This window comes from Pseudoalteromonas umbrosa (assembly GCF_030125375.1).
Lineage (GTDB): Bacteria > Pseudomonadota > Gammaproteobacteria > Enterobacterales > Alteromonadaceae > Pseudoalteromonas > Pseudoalteromonas umbrosa.
Genome location: NZ_JASJUU010000001.1, coordinates 1649662 through 1666627 on the forward strand (window position 1 = coordinate 1649662; position 16966 = coordinate 1666627).

The window sequence follows — 16966 nt, forward strand, 5'->3', positions numbered from 1 at the left end:
GATTGCTGTCAGTGATTAGGCACATGTATAGCCTCCATCGACATACACAGTGCTACCTGTAGTCCATTCACTTTCTAATAAATTAATGATTTCTTTTGAAACATGCTCTGGTGAACCAAATCCTAGCGGGTGCATGCTAGCTAGCTTTTCAAAGTGACCCGGTTGCGCCATACCTTGATAGCCATCATTGAGCTTGGTTTGGATCATGCCTGCGGCAATGCAATTGACCAGTACGCGATCTTTAGCCAATTCCAGCGCTGCACAGCGGCTTAAACTACCTAGCGCCCCTTTACTGGCCGCGTAGCCGGAGATGCCCGCCTCACCAGCTGACTGACTTACTGAAGACAGCAAAACAAGAGAAGTTGTACCCGCTGTATTTCTCACGCTTTTGCGGGTAAATGCCTTAATCATTGCCAGCGCACCGCCGCAGTTAACACGGTAAATCTGCTCAAAGTCGGCATAACTGGATTGGCGTAGCGTGGTCATCGCGTGTACACCTGCACAAAATACAGCCCCCTTAAATGCACCATATTGCTTGGCATTGTCGATAATGAGTGGTGTCAATTCGTCTGGCATATTCAAATCAGCCACCGCCGTTTTATGCTGTCCGGGTAAAGACTCGGCCAATTCGCCTAAGGTTTTTTCATTTCGCCCTATCAATAGGAGTTCGTAACCTTTATTTGCTAAATCAAGGCAGGTTCTCTGCCCAAGATCTGAGGTTGCACCAAGCACCAAAACTCTTAATGGAGCCCCATCAATATTCATTGTTTCCATTACTATGCTTCTTCTCTTTAAAGGCCACGTCACGCCAAAAGCACGACTGTGCTTTTGGCTCATATGCGTATACTCAATGTTGAATTGTTAAACGGATATTTCTGTGCTTGGGCGCATGGTCATACACTGCCCTGTCATCATGTTGTTGTAATGTGAAAAGTGCGCGATAAACTCGATAAACTCCTGCTGCAAAAACACAGTTGGTCGCATACCGAATACTGAACGCTTTAGTGCGCGGCGCATTTTCTTTCGCTCAGCTTCATCCTTTGCTAAATAAGGGATCACGGCACTGTTGATGAATACGGTATCGCTCGTTAGCTCTCTGGCTAAGGTTTTCATAAATGCATTCAAAGCGTGGTTGGCCACTGAATTCACCTCTTGCCCGAGATAACTCAAACTGTCTGAATAGAGAGGGAAAACAATGTTCGCTCCCACTTCTTTCACAAACGTCGCCAGACTTTGATAAATTAAAAAAGTATTATCTAAGTAGGTTGTTATTTTCGCCAAGCAACTCCCGTCTGTGAACAGTGCCTGCTCATTTGCACACTGCACACCTTGGATAACAACCAGTGGCTTTCCACTATCAAGCATGCCTTTTTCGGTCAATAGCAACTGAATATCAGGCTCATCTTGCGCTTTGATTTCAGCCAGTGACAAACTCGGAAGTGACACATTTTGCGATTGAAATTGCGCTGAGGGCGCTATCAAAATCACATTGACGTTTGCACTGAGGTAGTGATCAACCACCGCCTGATCAAACTCACTTTCTGCTTGTACCAATAATAAAGTTTGCGCCGCACTCATATTAAAAACCCTCCGTCCAAATGGATAACTTCTCCATTTTGATAATTTGGCGCATCTGATGTGAGGTGCAATACCGTGCGTGCAACTTCACTACACTGCCCCATGCGTCTGACACTGGTACAGTCGATAATAGGCGCAACAATAGACTGCTCTGCACTGTCAACCATTTGTGTTTCGATCAAACCCGGCGCGACGGCATTACACAAAATATTGTCTTTTCCATACTCACGCGCGATGGTTCTGGTCATACCGATGATGGCGCCTTTAGACGTGGCATAGTTAATTTGACCTTCGCGCCCCACTACACCACTTTTTGAGACCATATTGATAATGCGACCAAATTGCTGCGCTTTAAAAATTGGCAGCACCTGTTGGCATAAATTAAAAGTGCCTGTTAAATTCGTCGTCAGTACTTTTTGCCAATCTTTTAGGGCCATCAGCTGTATCAGGCTATCGTGATTAATCCCTGCGTTATTAACCAAAATATCAATACGTTCATCTCGCGCTTTAATAGTCTCAATGCTATCTAGCACAAAACCACTGTCAGATATTGACCCCTGTAACCACGTAAAATTAGGGTTAGATTGCAGCTCTTCAGGTACACTCGAACGGGCAATGCCGTAGACTTTTGCGCCCTCTATGAGATACTGGCGGCAAATTTCCAACCCGATACCTTTGGAGCAGCCACTCACAATGGCGACTTTCCCTTTAAACATCCTTTTCTCCTATTTGCTCTAAATATCGGATGGCTATGCGTGCACTCGCAACTTCTTGATCATTTACCCAAGCCGCAACCTTAAACTTCACCAGCTCACCCAAAGCAATCTCTACCATGGCTCGGATTTCTAAAACCTGACCTGGTAACACAGGTGTTAAAAACTTAACCTTGTCTATCCCTGCAATCACGCCTTTAGATTTGCCGGTAATGCATAAGCCACTGGCTTGAGCCATCGCCTCGACAATCAATACACCAGGAAACACAGGTTCATCTGGGAAGTGCCCTTCTAAACAAGGTTCGTTATAGCCAATAAACTTTTGCGCGATAATAGACTCGTTTGGCTGTACCTCGATGACCTTATCAACAAACTTAAATGGCGGTTTATGCGGTAAATTATCCGGTGAAATCATTTTTCATCTCCCCAGTCGAATAAAAAGTAAATCATCACTAAAAGCACCACGGTGAACCCTGCTAGGGTTTGCACTTGCACAGAGACGTCTGCAAGCGACGCGCCTTGATTGGCAGTTAAACGAAATGCATCTAAAAATGCCGTAGAAGGTAACCACTGAACAATGTTTTGAATCGTCTGCGGAAAGTTAGAGGTGTCAAAATAAATCCCAGATAAAAACATCAGTGGGAAATACAGTAAGTTAGAGATACCCGTTGCCACTTCCACTTTTTGGCTACGCGCCCCAACCAGCACACCGATTAAACATAAGACAATTGAGCCTAATAACAGCACGGTTAAGATGCTCAACCAATTGCCAAGGGGCTGATAGCCAAACAAAAAATAGAAAGTCGCAAACAGGGCAACTAGCTGGAATATCAATAAAAACACTCTGGCGAAGACAATCCCAATCACATAGTCTAAGCGGCTAAACGGAGATAACTTCAAGCGTTTAAAAAAGCCCTGCTGACGGTCTGAAACCAATCCATTTGAGATAGAGGTGATGCCAATACCGATGATCTGCAGCACGATGATGCCGGGGATCAGCCAGTCGATGTACCTAAACCCTTGAAGGTCAATCACCCCATCCAGATAAGGCTTGCGGGCTTGGTCCTGAAGTGCCATGACATGGCTAAAGGCAATCGCTTGCTCATGACTATTGCGTGTTGAAAACAAACCGCTAGGCGTCAAAATCAGCACATCACCATGATTTGAAAGAATCGAAGATAACCCCTCACCCGGAGATACTTCCGAATTTGGCTCAGCAAAATGCGCATTGATCCGCGCGATCAACGCGGCATCTTCAATGTTGAGTATGCTGACCTTGTTATCTTTCTCGATGGCTTGATACCAATCGGCATCTATTTTTTCCTGTTCAATGACAACCACATTCACTTCTGCCATCGGCTTCTCACCTGAGAAGGCTTGTACTAATAGCAACGCCATAAAAATGGGGAAGCCAAAAGTCCAAAACAAGGTGGCAGGCTCGCGGAAAAACGGTCGGATATTAAGCAGCATGAGCTGCCAAAATGGCTTTCTTGTCAGTACATTACTAGGCATGACTTGTTTCCTGCTTGAGAATATCGTGGCCAGTGAGTTTTAAAAACACATCATTGAGCGTGGCTTTGCGCGGCTCTCTGATAACCGGATCGGTAAACGTGCGGTGGATAATGGCATCAGGCGTACCTGACTCAATAATTTTGCCCTGCTCGATGATAAGAAGCTCATCACACAGGTAATCCGCTTCATCCATATAATGCGTGGTGAGAATGACCGTCATGCCCTCTTCTTTGAGCGATTTGATGATCTCCCAAAAGCTCTGGCGGCTGGTTGGATCAAGCCCCGTGGTGGGCTCATCTAAAAAAATCAGCTCAGGTTTACCAACTATGGTCATCGCTAAAAAAACACGCTGCTTTTGACCACCACTGAGGCTGTCTAGCCATGCATTGGCTTTGTCAGTTAAGCCAAAGCGTTCTATCAGCTCATCGACATCCATCGGATCTTTGTAAAAGCTGGCAAATAAGCGGACGGCTTCTTTCACTTTGGTTCTGCCGTACAAATTATTGGACTGCAACAGTCCGCCGATTTTCATGCGGATCTGCTTTTCATTGTCCTTCCAATCCATGCCAAACAAGCTGACTTTGCCAGACGTTGGTTTTTTCAGACCTTGTAATATTTCCAATGTGGTTGACTTACCAGCCCCGTTTGGACCGAGTAAACCAAAGCATTGCCCCTTTTTAACTTGGAAAGACAACCCCTTTAAAACAAGCGTATTATTCTTGTTATAAGACTTCTTTAAGTCTGCTACATCAATGACCGCTGACATCTCTATTTCCCTTTTACTTTCGACACCAAACATGTCGTCGCACTGAGCTGTGTATTTACGCTCATTACCAATATGGACTCTGGTTTACTGGTATTTTGCAGTGTCACTTCACGGCCCATAAACCTGCGTCCGTTTAGTGCACAGGTGGCAAGGCTGATTGCATCAAGACTTTGGCACGCAATGCCCGATTCTTTATACGTTCTGCCATTAATCACTTGAGTAGTTGAAAACTGCGTTTGTAGCGCATTTGAAATCGCCTCAAATTGTTCAGCGTTAACCATAGAAAGGACTATCAAATCTGGTTTTGCTGCAAGTTGTGTAAGCGCTGCACAGTCCCACTGTTGGTTTTCTTCATTAAATACCCAACGAGCTGCATTGAATTCACTCACTTGCGCAAGTGCTCGGCTCGCGCGAGGGTCTTTCTCATTGACCGCGATCAGCGCATTCGCTGAACTTGCCAACCTGTGCTCGTCCACTTGCATTTGCTGCCAAACTAAATCGGATGTATCGCTCTTGTCTTCGGCACTGCACACCAAAGCACAGGCAATTTTGTCTTCACTTAAATCCATGAATGCATGCCATAGTGCGTGCATTCCTTCATTACCCAAGTCGCTAAAATTGGCAGAGCAGCCTTTTAAGTCAAATGCCAAAGCAAGGTTTCCAAGCGGAGCATTAAGCACGGTATCTGGGAACAAAGTACTCTTAACCCCTGTTGGACCATACTCTTGTAAATCGGACAAATTACGTTGCTGTACTTGAGATGCTCCCAAAGTCGTGCCGAAATATGCCCCTATCGGCAGCTTTTCAGCATCACTGTAATCCACATCCGCACCACTAAACGCAAGGTATGACGCGCCAATGGCATATTGACCTATGGTACTCATGCGACGACGATACAGCTTTGCTTGAAAAGGCTTTAAAGCAAATTCTCCCTCATAGCTAAGCAAAGATTGATCCGCACCATTGCTAAAACCAACTTGCTCAGCAATGCTGCCATGGCCAAGGATATAAACCTTCTTACCCTCAGCTTTAGGAATGGCTGAAACAGATTTACGTGCCAGCATGGTGGTATTGTGGCCGCCAAACGCTGAATTGGTTGCGCCGATGCACTCAACCTTGTGATCTATCAGTCCATTGACAACGATATGGTGACCTTGGCAGTCTTCGCGAATTTCATCACCATTTAAGGTTGAAGGCAGCTGCCCTTTGTCGATAGCAACCAGTGCAGAAATAAACTCAATGGCTCCCGCTGCGCCCAGCGTATGACCAAAATACGATTTTGAACTTGATACCGAGATAGATGCTTTATCTTGTAGGTTTAGCGCAGCAAAAATACCCTTTAGTTCAGCGCCATCATTGGCGGGTGTACCAGTTCCATGGGTATTGACGTAATCTAGGTCTTCTGGGTTTACATCACTTGAGCGCAAAGCACTTTCAAATGAGCGCCGTACACCTGCCCCCTCCGGCTCGGGTGCGGTTGCATGATATGCATCTAGGCTTGACGCTGTGCCCGCTAACTGCATGATAGTCGGTTGATTCCGAGCCTCTGCATGATTGTGATTTTCTAGCACGAGGAAGCCTGCGCCTTCACCTAGGCTTAAGCCCATTTTTACGTCATAAGGAGAGCAAACCTGCGGCGCAACCGACTGTAAAGAATGAAAGCCAGCATATATCGTTTTCGCCAAAGCGTCGGTGCCACCAGCTATGACAATATCAACCATATCATTGTCTAACAGCTGTTTTGCAAAGCCCAGCGCACTACTACTCGATGTACATGCACTGGTAAAAGTTAATACAGGGCCTAGCACACCAAAGTGTTTGGCAATATTGTCACTTTGCTTGTGTGCAGGGTATTCCAAAAGACCATCATGCTGATTGTCTATGATGCCTTTTTCAAGCTTTTCCATGCCCGTATTTGCATTGCCGACACACAATGCAACACGTTTATTTGCCAAAGTCTGAAGTGAGATATTTGCTGCATTCAGTGCTTCTTCTATCGCTGTAATGGCAAATAAAGTTGAAAAGTCAGGTAAATCGGCTTTTTTATCTTGATGTTTTTCTCGTACTGAGCGAACAATACCAGCAATATCGCTAGGCAAGCCAGTCACGTCAAAACAGCTTAGTGGCGCAACTCCCGATCGCTGTGATTGCATTGAGTCATATAACTCTTGTGCATTGTCTCCACACGACGAAATTACACCGTATCCGGTTATCACAACTTGTGATTTACACTCTGGCATTTCTTACTTTCTCCTGTAAACCCTGCAATGTCACTTTGCCCATTGCATTGGTAGGTAACTCATCAATGAATTCTATTTTGGGGATGGGTAAATCTTGGAATATCGCTCTGACTTCACTTGTGATGTCAAAGTGTGAGAGTTCTTTGACAACGAAAGCTATCAGCTCTCCGCCGCGCACATTGTGCTCTTGCTCGATGAAATACACCCGCAAGGCATGCCCTGCAAACAACTGAAATAACTTGTCTTCGATTTCCTTCAACGAGTAGCGTTTGCCCTTGAACTTAAATACGCTGTCCTTTCGGCCCAGATGTAAAATCTTATTGTTGGCGAGTATCTCAACCTTGTCATCCAGCGGCGCACTCTCGACTCCCAAAGGCAGGAAGTCAGAATAAATCAGATGCTCACCATCCGATGGGTGCAAACGGACAGTAGGCAGTAACTGATATGTTCGAAGGTGGTCTTGACCTATCATGCGATAAGCAATAGCACCTGTTTCAGTGCTGCCTAGCACGTCAATACCTAGCAAATCAGGTAGCTTGTTTTGAACTAGTTCGGCAAACTGTGTATCCCTTTGCTCACCAAACTTACCACCCGAGTTAACGATATAGCGATATTGAGCCGTTAAAGCACCTGACAAACTGTGCCATATACTAGGTACACTCACAGCCATGACATGACTCATTGTCTCAGGCACTGGCTTTAGAAATGTATTTGATTGATACATCACAGGTGCATCAAGCTTAAGTGGCAGCAAAAAGCTCCAAATAAACCCATACATGTGTACGGGTGACACATATGCATCTATTAAATCAAGCGCACCAAAATCAAATAATGCTGTCAGCTCCTCAACTTCTTGCACCATGCTCGCTAGCGACTTTTCAATCCGTACGGGGATACCTGTGCTACCCGAGGTTTCAAAGAAAATCACAGCCTCTTGCTGCAAAGATGCTAACTGCTGATAAATGGACTTTGAGTCCAACAATGACGGTGCCTCACCTTGCTTAGGTATCAAATGTGCAAAACTCACCGCATTTTCGCCTTGAGGCTGCGCACTCATCAGCGGTTTATAACCACTTAATACCGCCGCAATAGCAACCATCATCATCTTAACGGGATCTGTATCTAATACTCTCAATGGCTTTGCTTTATCTAAGCCTTCACTTTGAAGCACCGCGATTAACTGAGTAATATGCTGCTTAAACTCTGCATTGCTATAACGACTCCCATCTGAGGAGTAAAACAGTGCATCGCCCGCGTTTGCGCTTTTTGTCTCTTTTCCCCTTACAGCCCGAGTAACAATACTGTTCACTGTATGCGCACCTTCATAGTCCGCGTTATTAAACACAACACCAAATTTACGCTGGCAGTCAGCGTAAATTTGTAATAAGTCGACTGAATCTAGAAATAAAGGATTGCCCAATAAATCATCATCATTTGATAGCTGCGCTATTTCTGACTCTTCAAGTTCAACCGAGATCACAATTTGTTTGCGTACCTGATTGACTAAGTCCTCAAAATCCTTCATTCAGTTACCAATTCCTGTAATTCAATTGCTGCAACGCGTTTTTTGAACGATGCTTTAGGTGGTACTACCTCGACCTCACCACTGCAAATCAGAGCTTTGTTCTGATTTACAATGGTTATAGCCAAGCGTACATGCCGATTTGGCAATTTTTCAGACACTTTGACCTGCGCATAAATGGTGTCACCGATATACAAAGGTGCATGATGGCTTACGGTCATATTCGTCACCATAGAGCCTACACCAGGCAACTTCATGCCAATAACTTGCGCAATCATGGCTGGCGCTATCCCTGCATGGGCAATTCTACCTTCTAACCCCATTTGCTCGGCAAATACGGTGTCGACATGCAGTGGGTTAAAATCCCCAGTGATCCCTGCAAAGCTATATACATCTGCCTCGGAGATAGTTTTAGAATGTACAGCACTGTCTCCTTCGTTGATTTCCCTATACGTTTTTCCAGCCGTGTAAAGAGTCATAATCACCTCAATTTCTATGCTGCTAATTGCTCAGAAATAAATTCGCTTAGCGTATGAATTGAAGACATTTTTTGCTGTACCAGTTCACTTGGAAATTCTTTAAACTTCAGTCCATATTTTTTCTCGACCGCTGAAACCAAGTCTAAAAGTTCGATACTATCTAAGTCTAAACCGGCACCAACTAGCTCCGCATGCTCATCAATTTCTTCCAGTGAGTCAGCTACTTCAAGCTCTTCAATTAAGATGTCAGTTTTAATAAAGGTAATGATGTCTTGTGTACTATTCATTGTTCTTCCTTAGCTTATAAAAAGTGAATTTAATCAGTGTTTAATCGAATAAAAAGGCAACCATTTCTTCGATTTCGCCATCCAATGCTCTATCCTGAATAACCGGAGAGAAGGTTTCTACAAGTGAATCAAAGAATGGGCGAGACAAAGCGTTAAGTTTCTCTGCAGATTGGTCTTTATCAAGCACATAGTACGCCTGACGAATTGCCATCGCTTGAATTGCAATCACTGATTTCACAAGTGATAAAATGGTTTTCAAATCTCGTGCTGCGATGGTACCCATACTCACAATGTCTTGGTTAAGGGCTTCAGTTGTACGGGAGAAAACCGACATAGGACCAGATTGCTTAAGCGCTTCTGCAACCAATGCTGACGCACTTATCTGCATCGCTTTAAAGCCGTGGTTGATCCATGCTTTGTCACCCAAATCGTCAACAGCCACGAGGTTATTTGGAATGCCACCGTTTAACCTATCATCCACAAGAATGCCCAACTCTCTTTCTAACAGTGCGCCCATGTTGGCTACTTGCGGCTTAAGCGCATCACAAATTGCAGCAACATGACCACCATAGAAGTGACCTGCGTTGAGAATTAAATCACTTTCATGGTCAATTAATGGGTTGTCATTAACTGAGTTGATTTCTACCTGAAGCACTGACTTTGCCCAATTAAGCGTGTCTACCAAAGAACCTAACACCTGTGGAGAACAACGAATTGAGTAGCTATCTTGCAAGCGGAACTTCTCTTTTAGACCATGCTCAATCACTTGGTCATCCGTTCTTTGTCGACGCCCAAGTCTTTGCTCAGGGTTGGATAAACGCTTGTAGATTAAATCAGCACAATACCTTTGACCTTGATGTGGCTTTAATTCGTGCACTTTAGGGTGGAATGGTGATGCTCTGCCATCGATAAGCTCTACAAACAGCGCGATTAACTTACATGAAATATCTATCGCAGTGTCTATCTCATTGATGGTATTCGCAGCGATAGCACTCATAACTGAAGTGCCGTTCATTATTGCTAAGCCTTCTTTGGCTTTTAATTCATACGGTTCGATATTAAGCTCTGCTAAAACCTCAGAGGTGGGTCTAATTACGCCTTGGTAATACACATTTCTTTGGCCATTTAATGCAGCACCAATATATGAAAGTGGTGTTAAATCGCCACTAGCTCCAACAGAACCTTTAGCTGGAATAGCTGGGAATATATTGTGTTGTAAAAACAATTCCATTTGCTTGAGCAGCTCCCAACTCACACCTGAGTAGCCTCTCGCATTACAATTTAATCGGATCAAGAGTGTGACTGCACAATCGCGCTCACTCAAATATTCACCCACACCGCAACCATGATAGGCCATTAGATTCTTTTGTAATTCTTGTGACATAACAGGCGAAATGCGATTACTTGCCGAATTTCCGAACCCTGTTGTTACACCATATATGTCATCCCTATCAGAAATACGCTGATCTATATATCTGCGATTATTCTCAATGAGTGATTTGTGAACCTCTCCATTCAACTGCACTTTTGGATAATTATCCTTGATAAACTTTTTAATATCCTCAAGTGTTAGCTGGCTTATTAAGTCGATATCTAATGTCGATACTGCTTTACTTTCAGACTCAACTTTTGATTCTGAAAAAGAGAGATCATTACTCATTTTTCTTGCTTCCTTTAACAATTAAAAAAACGGTCATTTTTAATTTATATTTAAAACTTATAATCAAGATAAATATAAACATCGCGTGCAACACTTAGCATTTAAAAAAATGCTTATGCGAAACTTCAATCACTCACATCGTTCATCACTGGCTCTACTAAGCTAGAAAATAAGTTACTCAGTGATTGAACCACCCACCCAAAAGTGTGTGTGTCATTTTTTACACCATTACATTTAATCAATCAATAGTACCCACAAGAATTACACCGAATACATTTATTGCTATAAACTTTTACAAAATAGTGGATAAAACAGCCACATTTAACAAAAAACATACAACGAAAAATAAGGAATGATTTACTAAGAATAAGAATGAAAGTGGAAGGTTAAGCTGTAGTTTCCCAAAACGAGTAAGTCCGAAAAACTTCTTATATGGATTAATTATTACAATAAAGTTTAAAATAAAGGTCAGCGACTAGATAATAACAATTTAATAAAATTAAGATTGACATTTCATTGAGCCATATAAATAAACTCATAAAGGGGCGTTTAGAATATATACTCAAATATAATCAAGATTAAAACCCTACCACCGTACCTATAATGGTTAATTTATTATGTTATTTATATGAATACATACTCTTGAATATTAAAAGAGTGGAAAACAAGGCAAAACATAATTTTATATTTTTATGAATTGGTACTTTTTTGTGCAAACATTTATATTTTTACAAGTAACCAAATTGGGTACTAATAAGAAAACTCCGTCTAAAGTGCCGTTTTTATCAACAATTAAGTTTTAATGACGTACAAAAAAAACAGAATATTCTCTTAATGGTTCTTCACTAATTATTTCAGGCATAGCAATTTACGTTCAATAATCAGACAAAAAGCACATAGACTGCATCAGTTGAGTAATATCTCAGTCACAATGCATGCATTATAAACCTGCACACCAAATTCACACCTGAGGGCACTGCCATATTAATGACATATAAAATATCCGTACAGCATTCTTTATTGCAAACCTTGCCCAAACAAAGCTCTAGCAGAAGTATCACAAGTAGGTACAGCAAGCCCTAAAAGACTATTGAATAAAACACTCTAAAAAACCGAATGACTCATCCCAATTTTTAAGTTTTACGTCATGGAGCTTTGAAACTAGTATCAAACTAAGCATGTAATATGATTGGAGTTCCATTCTGTGGCGCAATTACTCAAAGCAACCACGCACGACATTGGCGGATTGACAGTCAAGCGACTACTGCCACATATGAAAAAGCGTATGGTCGGCCCGTTTATCTTTTTCGATCGTATGGGTCCGACCCACTTTCCAGCTGGCCAAGGGATTGAAGTTCAACCGCACCCTCATATCGGATTATCCACATTAACTTACTTATTTGAGGGACGTATTCTGCATCGTGACTCTCTAGGTAATAAATTAGAGATAGCCCCAGGTGACATAAATTGGATGACCGCAGGAAGCGGCATTGTGCACTCCGAAAGAGAGAGTTTTGAAGTACGAGGGGGAGAGCATACCATCAATGGCTTGCAATCATGGGTTGCACTGCCAAAACAATACTCTGACATCGACCCAAGCTTTGAACACATAGGCCGGCATGATCTGCCACAGATCACACATAATGGCGTCATGACGCGAGTTATAGCTGGCGAGGCTTATGGCCTTAACTCCCCAATAACAACCTATTCAGAGATGTTTTATGTCGATATCATAGCACCAATTCAACGTACCATCACAGTGCCCAACCCAGACCAAGAGACTGCTTTATATGTGATCTTTGGTGAAGTAACCATCTCTGGGTCCTCCTACTCGCCGGGACAATTAGCACTCTTAGATCATGAAGATACATATATAACGACTACCAGAGATACGCGCATGATCTTATTAGGCGGCAATAAATGGGAAAATGTGCCTTATATACACTGGAATTTTGTCTCCTTTAGTAAAGAGCGTATAGAGCTAGCCAAGCAAGATTGGCGTGAAGGCAACTTTCCGTCCATACCCGATGATGACCGGGAGTATGTTCCGCTACCTACGGACAAACCAAAAGCTCAGCCACAGCGCTAACAATTTAACTTTGATTAATTTGAGGAAAAGTAATGCGAGAAAAAATTGAATTCGTCAGTAATGGAAACACACTTGCAGGGCTATTGGAGCGCCCGACTCAGCATATCAAAGCAGTCGCGCTATTTGCACATTGCTTTACTTGCGGTAAAGACATTGCTGCAGCTTCCCGTATTTCAAGAGCCTTGGTAAAACATGGCTACGCCGTGCTGCGCTTTGATTTTACAGGACTTGGCAATAGTGATGGGGATTTTGCCAATAGTAATTTTTCATCAAATCTAGAGGATTTATATGCAGCAGCAGACTATTTGCGCCAAAACCTGCATGCACCGCAACTGGTTATTGGGCACAGCTTGGGCGGCGCTGCGGTATTAGCGGTGGCGGATCAAGTTGAAGAGGTTAAAGCGGTCGTTACCATTGGCGCACCTACGAACGCCAAACATGTCGCACACAACTTTTCAGCTCAAATTGAGCAGATAAAGCAAACTGGAGAAGCACAGGTTCAACTCGGTAGACGTACTTTTAATATCAAAAAACAGTTTTTAGACGATTTAGAGGCGCATAGTGAGACACAACACACGTTAAAGAATAAGGCACTCCTTGTTATGCACAGCCCAATTGATGATGTAGTTAGCATTAAGCAAGCAGAAGCGATTTATATGGCAGCTAAGCACCCTAAAAGCTTTATTTCTTTAGACAATGCAGATCATCTATTGAGCAAAGCACAAGATGCTGAATACGCTGCCACGGCAATTTCTGGCTGGGCCAGTAAATACATTGAGCCACACCCAGAAACCGCGACTGAAGCAGTTAAAAATGGCCACCTTGTTGTCAGCGAAAAAGACCATAAATTTACCTTGAATGTTATCAGTGACAGTCACAGCTGGCTTGCTGATGAACCAACCCAAGTCGGCGGAAAAAACCTCGGCCCCGATCCTTATGAGCATTTACTTGCGGCTTTGGGTGCGTGCACAGTGATGACAATGCGCATGTATGCGACCCATAAAAACTTGCCACTAAAACACATTAAAGTGACGTTACAGCATCAAAAAAACCATCATCAAGATTGTGACACCTGTGAGCAAAAAGACAGTTTCGCGGAACTTATCACTCGCAAAGTTGAGATTGAAGGTAATTTAACACCAGAGCAAGAGCAAAAGCTGCTGGCCATTGCCGATAAATGTCCCGTGCATAAAACGCTGCATAATCACATCGAGGTCAAAACACAGTTAGTCAATGATGCCTAATAGATTTGGACACTCACACTGGCGATGCAATGTACATCGCCAAGTGAATATTGCGGCAATTTATTTATCTTCAAGCCTATCTTTGTACTTATCGAACCACCATAAGATATATTCTAACTTTTGCTGCAGATACGAAGGTCTTGCTGTTAGCGCGTGGCTCATATGTGGCATTCGCACCATGGCAGTATCAACATTCTGTAACTTTAATGCTTGATAAAACTGCTCTGTTTCAGAGGTGGGCGTACGATAGTCTGCCTCTCCGGTAATCAATAAGCTCGGTGTTTTGATGTTATTCATATACGTAATGGGCGAGTGCTTAAGATAATGCTCTGTGTTCTCCCACGGCTTACCATTAAACCAATACTTTGGAAACATAGGATAAAAATCAGAGGTCAGTACAAAGCTATAATTATTTAGTCCAGGTTAAGTTGTGCTTCATACCAATCTATCGGATAAACTGTAGATATTTTATCTTCTTTGGTACATTTTACAGCGACCTTATTTGACCCGACAGTCGTGGAATTTCGACAAGTAACGAATTGCGCCTTCATACCAAACTTACGTTTATAATCAGCAACCACTTTGTCTATTTGCTGTTGCATCTGAGGGGTTGCTTTCGCATAAAGAGCATCATAAAAATTGACCCACTCTTTAATACCTGACTCGGTGGCCACACCTAACCAACCCATACCAATTAATGTTGACTGCTCAACATGTTGGCCTTTTAAAAACATAAATGCCAAATAATACTGGGCATCTTTGTAGCCCCATGTAGCGAGTTCGCCAAGGGCCTCAAATGCCTCGGGATATGCTTTTTGATGATAGAGTTTAATGCCCTTTTTCTCTTGCTTGTGGATCGCATCAATGTCTTTAATGATGGCTCGATTAGATTGACACGCAAGGAGTAGCGAGATCAATACAGCAAGAAGAAGTAACTTATGAATCATGATAAATACTCAGCTAACTTTGGCCATAAAACTTACAATTTAAGCAGGATAACTTGCTGCGATTAGGAATCGCAAAAGGGAATAAGCTGTAAAATTGAGGGGGTTTAAACTAAAAAAGCGGCGGGACACACCCCCACCGCTTTATTCAACACACTCTCTTCTTTCGAAGATAAAGGAACATAAGTATGCGAATACTTTGAATATTAACGATATTTTATTACAAAACAACGAAAATATCCGATATTATTTTAAAGTCGAATACCACCGTCAATTTCGACGACACGACCGGTAAAGAACTCATTTTCAATAATATATTGTGCAGTATGAGCAATTTCTTGCGCTTCACCCAAACGACCAACTGGCTTCATTTTAACCAAGCGGTCTTTTGCCTCAGGCTTCATCGCATCCGTCATCTTAGTGCGGATAACACCTGGCGCAATCGCGCCGACACGAATGCCATAACGACCTAGCTCTTTTGCCCATGTTGTCGTCATTGCCACAACACCTGCTTTTGCAGCTGAGTAATTAGTTTGGCCAATGTTACCAGCACGTGCCACACTAGACATGTTAATAATCACGCCACCTTGATCTGCCTCAATCATTTTTACAGCCGCTTCACGACCACATAGGAACACACCTGTAAGATTGACATCCATTAGTGATTGGAACTGATCAAGCGACATTTTATTAATCACTTCACCTTCTTTGACTTTAACAAATAAGCCATCACGTAAAATACCCGCATTGTTGATAAGCACAGATAGCGAGCCAAAGTCTTGTACAATTTTATCAAATACTTCTTCTACATTGCTTTCAATGCTGACATTTGCAACGTAAGTTCTAACGGTTACATCAAATTGGCTAAGCTCCTCAACTGCAGCATGCAACACTTCTTCTTGCATGTCTACAAGCGCAAGATTTGCGCCTAAGCTCGCCATTTTGTGTGCCATAGCAAGACCTAAACCTTGCGCGCCCCCAGTAATAACAACCGTTTTATTTTCTACATTCATAATTAAATTTTAAACCTTTACGTTTCAAGACTTTTCAGAGAAAAGTTTAAATATCGCACTAAAATCTTCCGACCCTTTGCCTTGATTTTGCATCAGGTTATACAGATTTTTCGCCAGTGCGCCCATTGGGGTGGCTGAATTTGTCTGCTGAGCGGCCTGCATTGCAAGTCCTAAGTCTTTTGCCATCAAATCCACCATGAAACCCGGTTTGTACTCATTTGAAGAAGGCACATTGTCCAGTACATTCGGGCATGGGTTATACACTTCAAGTGTCCAATTGCGCCCAGAGCTATTGAGCATGATTTCACTCAATACTTTGGGATCTAAGCCGTGATCTACACCCATTTGGAGTGCTTCGCTGGTCCCTGCCATTAAAATTGACAGCAGCATATTATTACAAATTTTTGCGACCTGCCCGGCACCTATGTCCCCAGCGTGGTAGATATTTTTACCCATATCTTTCAACACTGTGTGCGCTTTGGCAAATTCTTCGTCGCGTCCACCAACAATGAAAGTCAACGTCCCAGCAGCGGCTCCTGCCACACCCCCAGACACTGGTGCATCAACAAAAGATACGCCCGCATTTGCCAGTGTTTTACCAACAAACTGAGCAGACTCTGCATCTATTGTCGAACAGTCAATAACCAGTGCCGACTTACTAAGGTAGTTGATTAATCCATCTTCGCCAGTATAAATTGAGCGAACATGTTTGCCGGCAGGCAGCATACTGATCACAAAATCTGCACCTGTGCAGGTATCAGATACTTTCTTAGCAGCGCTTGCGCCTTGCTCAACTAATTGATTTACCACTTGTTCATTTAAATCAAATACAGTGACATCGTGACCTGCCTTGACTAAATTTGCGGCCATTGGGCCACCCATATTGCCTAGGCCAATAAATCCAACTTTTGCCATTTTT

At 42.9% G+C, this 16966-nt stretch carries 16 protein-coding genes and 1 pseudogene; 2 read left to right on the plus strand and 15 right to left on the minus strand.

The features are described 5' to 3' along the window. Nucleotides 1-15: 15 nt before the first annotated feature. The 11 genes from QNM16_RS06995 to QNM16_RS07045 all read right to left on the minus strand — a co-directional run bounded on the left by QNM16_RS06995 (nt 16) and on the right by QNM16_RS07045 (nt 10757). Nucleotides 16-774, minus strand: a complete 759-nt coding sequence (locus QNM16_RS06995; protein WP_284019827.1) for an SDR family NAD(P)-dependent oxidoreductase — start codon at nt 772-774, stop codon at nt 16-18. A gap of 87 nt (nt 775-861) precedes the next feature. After that, on the minus strand, nt 862-1578 hold the full coding sequence (locus QNM16_RS07000) for a hypothetical protein (protein WP_284019828.1): 717 nt from the start codon (nt 1576-1578) through the stop codon (nt 862-864). Then, nucleotides 1575-2294 (minus strand): SDR family NAD(P)-dependent oxidoreductase, encoded by a 720-nt coding sequence (locus QNM16_RS07005; RefSeq protein ID WP_284019830.1) that lies wholly within the window; start codon nt 2292-2294, stop codon nt 1575-1577. Before QNM16_RS07005 ends, QNM16_RS07000 begins: the two co-directional genes overlap by 4 nt. Further along, entirely contained in the window at nt 2287-2706 is a 420-nt protein-coding gene (fabZ, locus tag QNM16_RS07010) for a 3-hydroxyacyl-ACP dehydratase FabZ (protein ID WP_284019831.1), read from the minus strand. The genes QNM16_RS07005 and fabZ overlap by 8 nt, the downstream gene beginning before the upstream one ends. After that, nucleotides 2703-3803, minus strand: a complete 1101-nt coding sequence (locus QNM16_RS07015; RefSeq protein ID WP_284019832.1) for an ABC transporter permease — start codon at nt 3801-3803, stop codon at nt 2703-2705. The genes fabZ and QNM16_RS07015 overlap by 4 nt, the downstream gene beginning before the upstream one ends. Beyond that, nucleotides 3796-4569 (minus strand): ABC transporter ATP-binding protein, encoded by a 774-nt coding sequence (locus tag QNM16_RS07020; protein ID WP_237135799.1) that lies wholly within the window; start codon nt 4567-4569, stop codon nt 3796-3798. The genes QNM16_RS07015 and QNM16_RS07020 overlap by 8 nt, the downstream gene beginning before the upstream one ends. Nucleotides 4570-4571: 2 nt before the next feature. Next, the gene (locus QNM16_RS07025; RefSeq protein ID WP_284019833.1) at nt 4572-6809 is read right to left on the minus strand and encodes a beta-ketoacyl-[acyl-carrier-protein] synthase family protein; all 2238 of its coding nucleotides are present in this window, start codon (nt 6807-6809) and stop codon (nt 4572-4574) included. Continuing rightward, nucleotides 6796-8334, minus strand: coding sequence for a hypothetical protein (locus QNM16_RS07030; protein ID WP_284019834.1), 1539 nt, complete (start codon nt 8332-8334; stop codon nt 6796-6798). The genes QNM16_RS07025 and QNM16_RS07030 overlap by 14 nt, the downstream gene beginning before the upstream one ends. Then, entirely contained in the window at nt 8331-8810 is a 480-nt protein-coding gene (locus QNM16_RS07035; protein WP_284019838.1) for a MaoC family dehydratase, read from the minus strand. Before QNM16_RS07035 ends, QNM16_RS07030 begins: the two co-directional genes overlap by 4 nt. A 14-nt stretch (nt 8811-8824) precedes the next feature. Continuing rightward, nucleotides 8825-9097, minus strand: a complete 273-nt coding sequence (locus QNM16_RS07040) for a phosphopantetheine-binding protein (RefSeq protein ID WP_039607946.1) — start codon at nt 9095-9097, stop codon at nt 8825-8827. Between the two features lie 40 nt (nt 9098-9137). Next, a complete protein-coding gene (locus QNM16_RS07045) occupies nt 9138-10757 on the minus strand; it encodes an HAL/PAL/TAL family ammonia-lyase (protein WP_284019840.1) in 1620 nt (539 codons plus the stop codon). 1204 nt (nt 10758-11961) lie between these two features. Between QNM16_RS07045 and QNM16_RS07050 the strand changes: the two genes are divergently transcribed. After that, entirely contained in the window at nt 11962-12846 is an 885-nt protein-coding gene (locus tag QNM16_RS07050; protein WP_284019842.1) for a pirin family protein, read from the plus strand. A 32-nt stretch (nt 12847-12878) separates the two neighbouring features. Beyond that, entirely contained in the window at nt 12879-14090 is a 1212-nt protein-coding gene (locus tag QNM16_RS07055) for a bifunctional alpha/beta hydrolase/OsmC family protein (protein ID WP_284019843.1), read from the plus strand. A gap of 60 nt (nt 14091-14150) precedes the next feature. Here the strand turns inward: QNM16_RS07055 and QNM16_RS07060 are convergent. From QNM16_RS07060 to mmsB, 4 genes and pseudogenes are all read right to left on the minus strand, one after another. Then, nucleotides 14151-14513 (minus strand): annotated as a pseudogene (locus QNM16_RS07060) (alpha/beta hydrolase family protein); the annotation flags it as partial. Continuing rightward, the gene (locus QNM16_RS07065) at nt 14504-15037 is read right to left on the minus strand and encodes a sel1 repeat family protein (protein WP_284019844.1); all 534 of its coding nucleotides are present in this window, start codon (nt 15035-15037) and stop codon (nt 14504-14506) included. The pseudogene QNM16_RS07060 and the gene QNM16_RS07065, both read right to left, overlap by 10 nt. Before the next feature lie 248 nt (nt 15038-15285). Beyond that, on the minus strand, nt 15286-16047 hold the full coding sequence (locus tag QNM16_RS07070) for an SDR family oxidoreductase (RefSeq protein ID WP_063362427.1): 762 nt from the start codon (nt 16045-16047) through the stop codon (nt 15286-15288). Between the two features lie 24 nt (nt 16048-16071). Then, nucleotides 16072-16962, minus strand: coding sequence for a 3-hydroxyisobutyrate dehydrogenase (mmsB, locus tag QNM16_RS07075; RefSeq protein WP_284019845.1), 891 nt, complete (start codon nt 16960-16962; stop codon nt 16072-16074). Between the last annotated feature and the right edge of the window lie 4 nt (nt 16963-16966).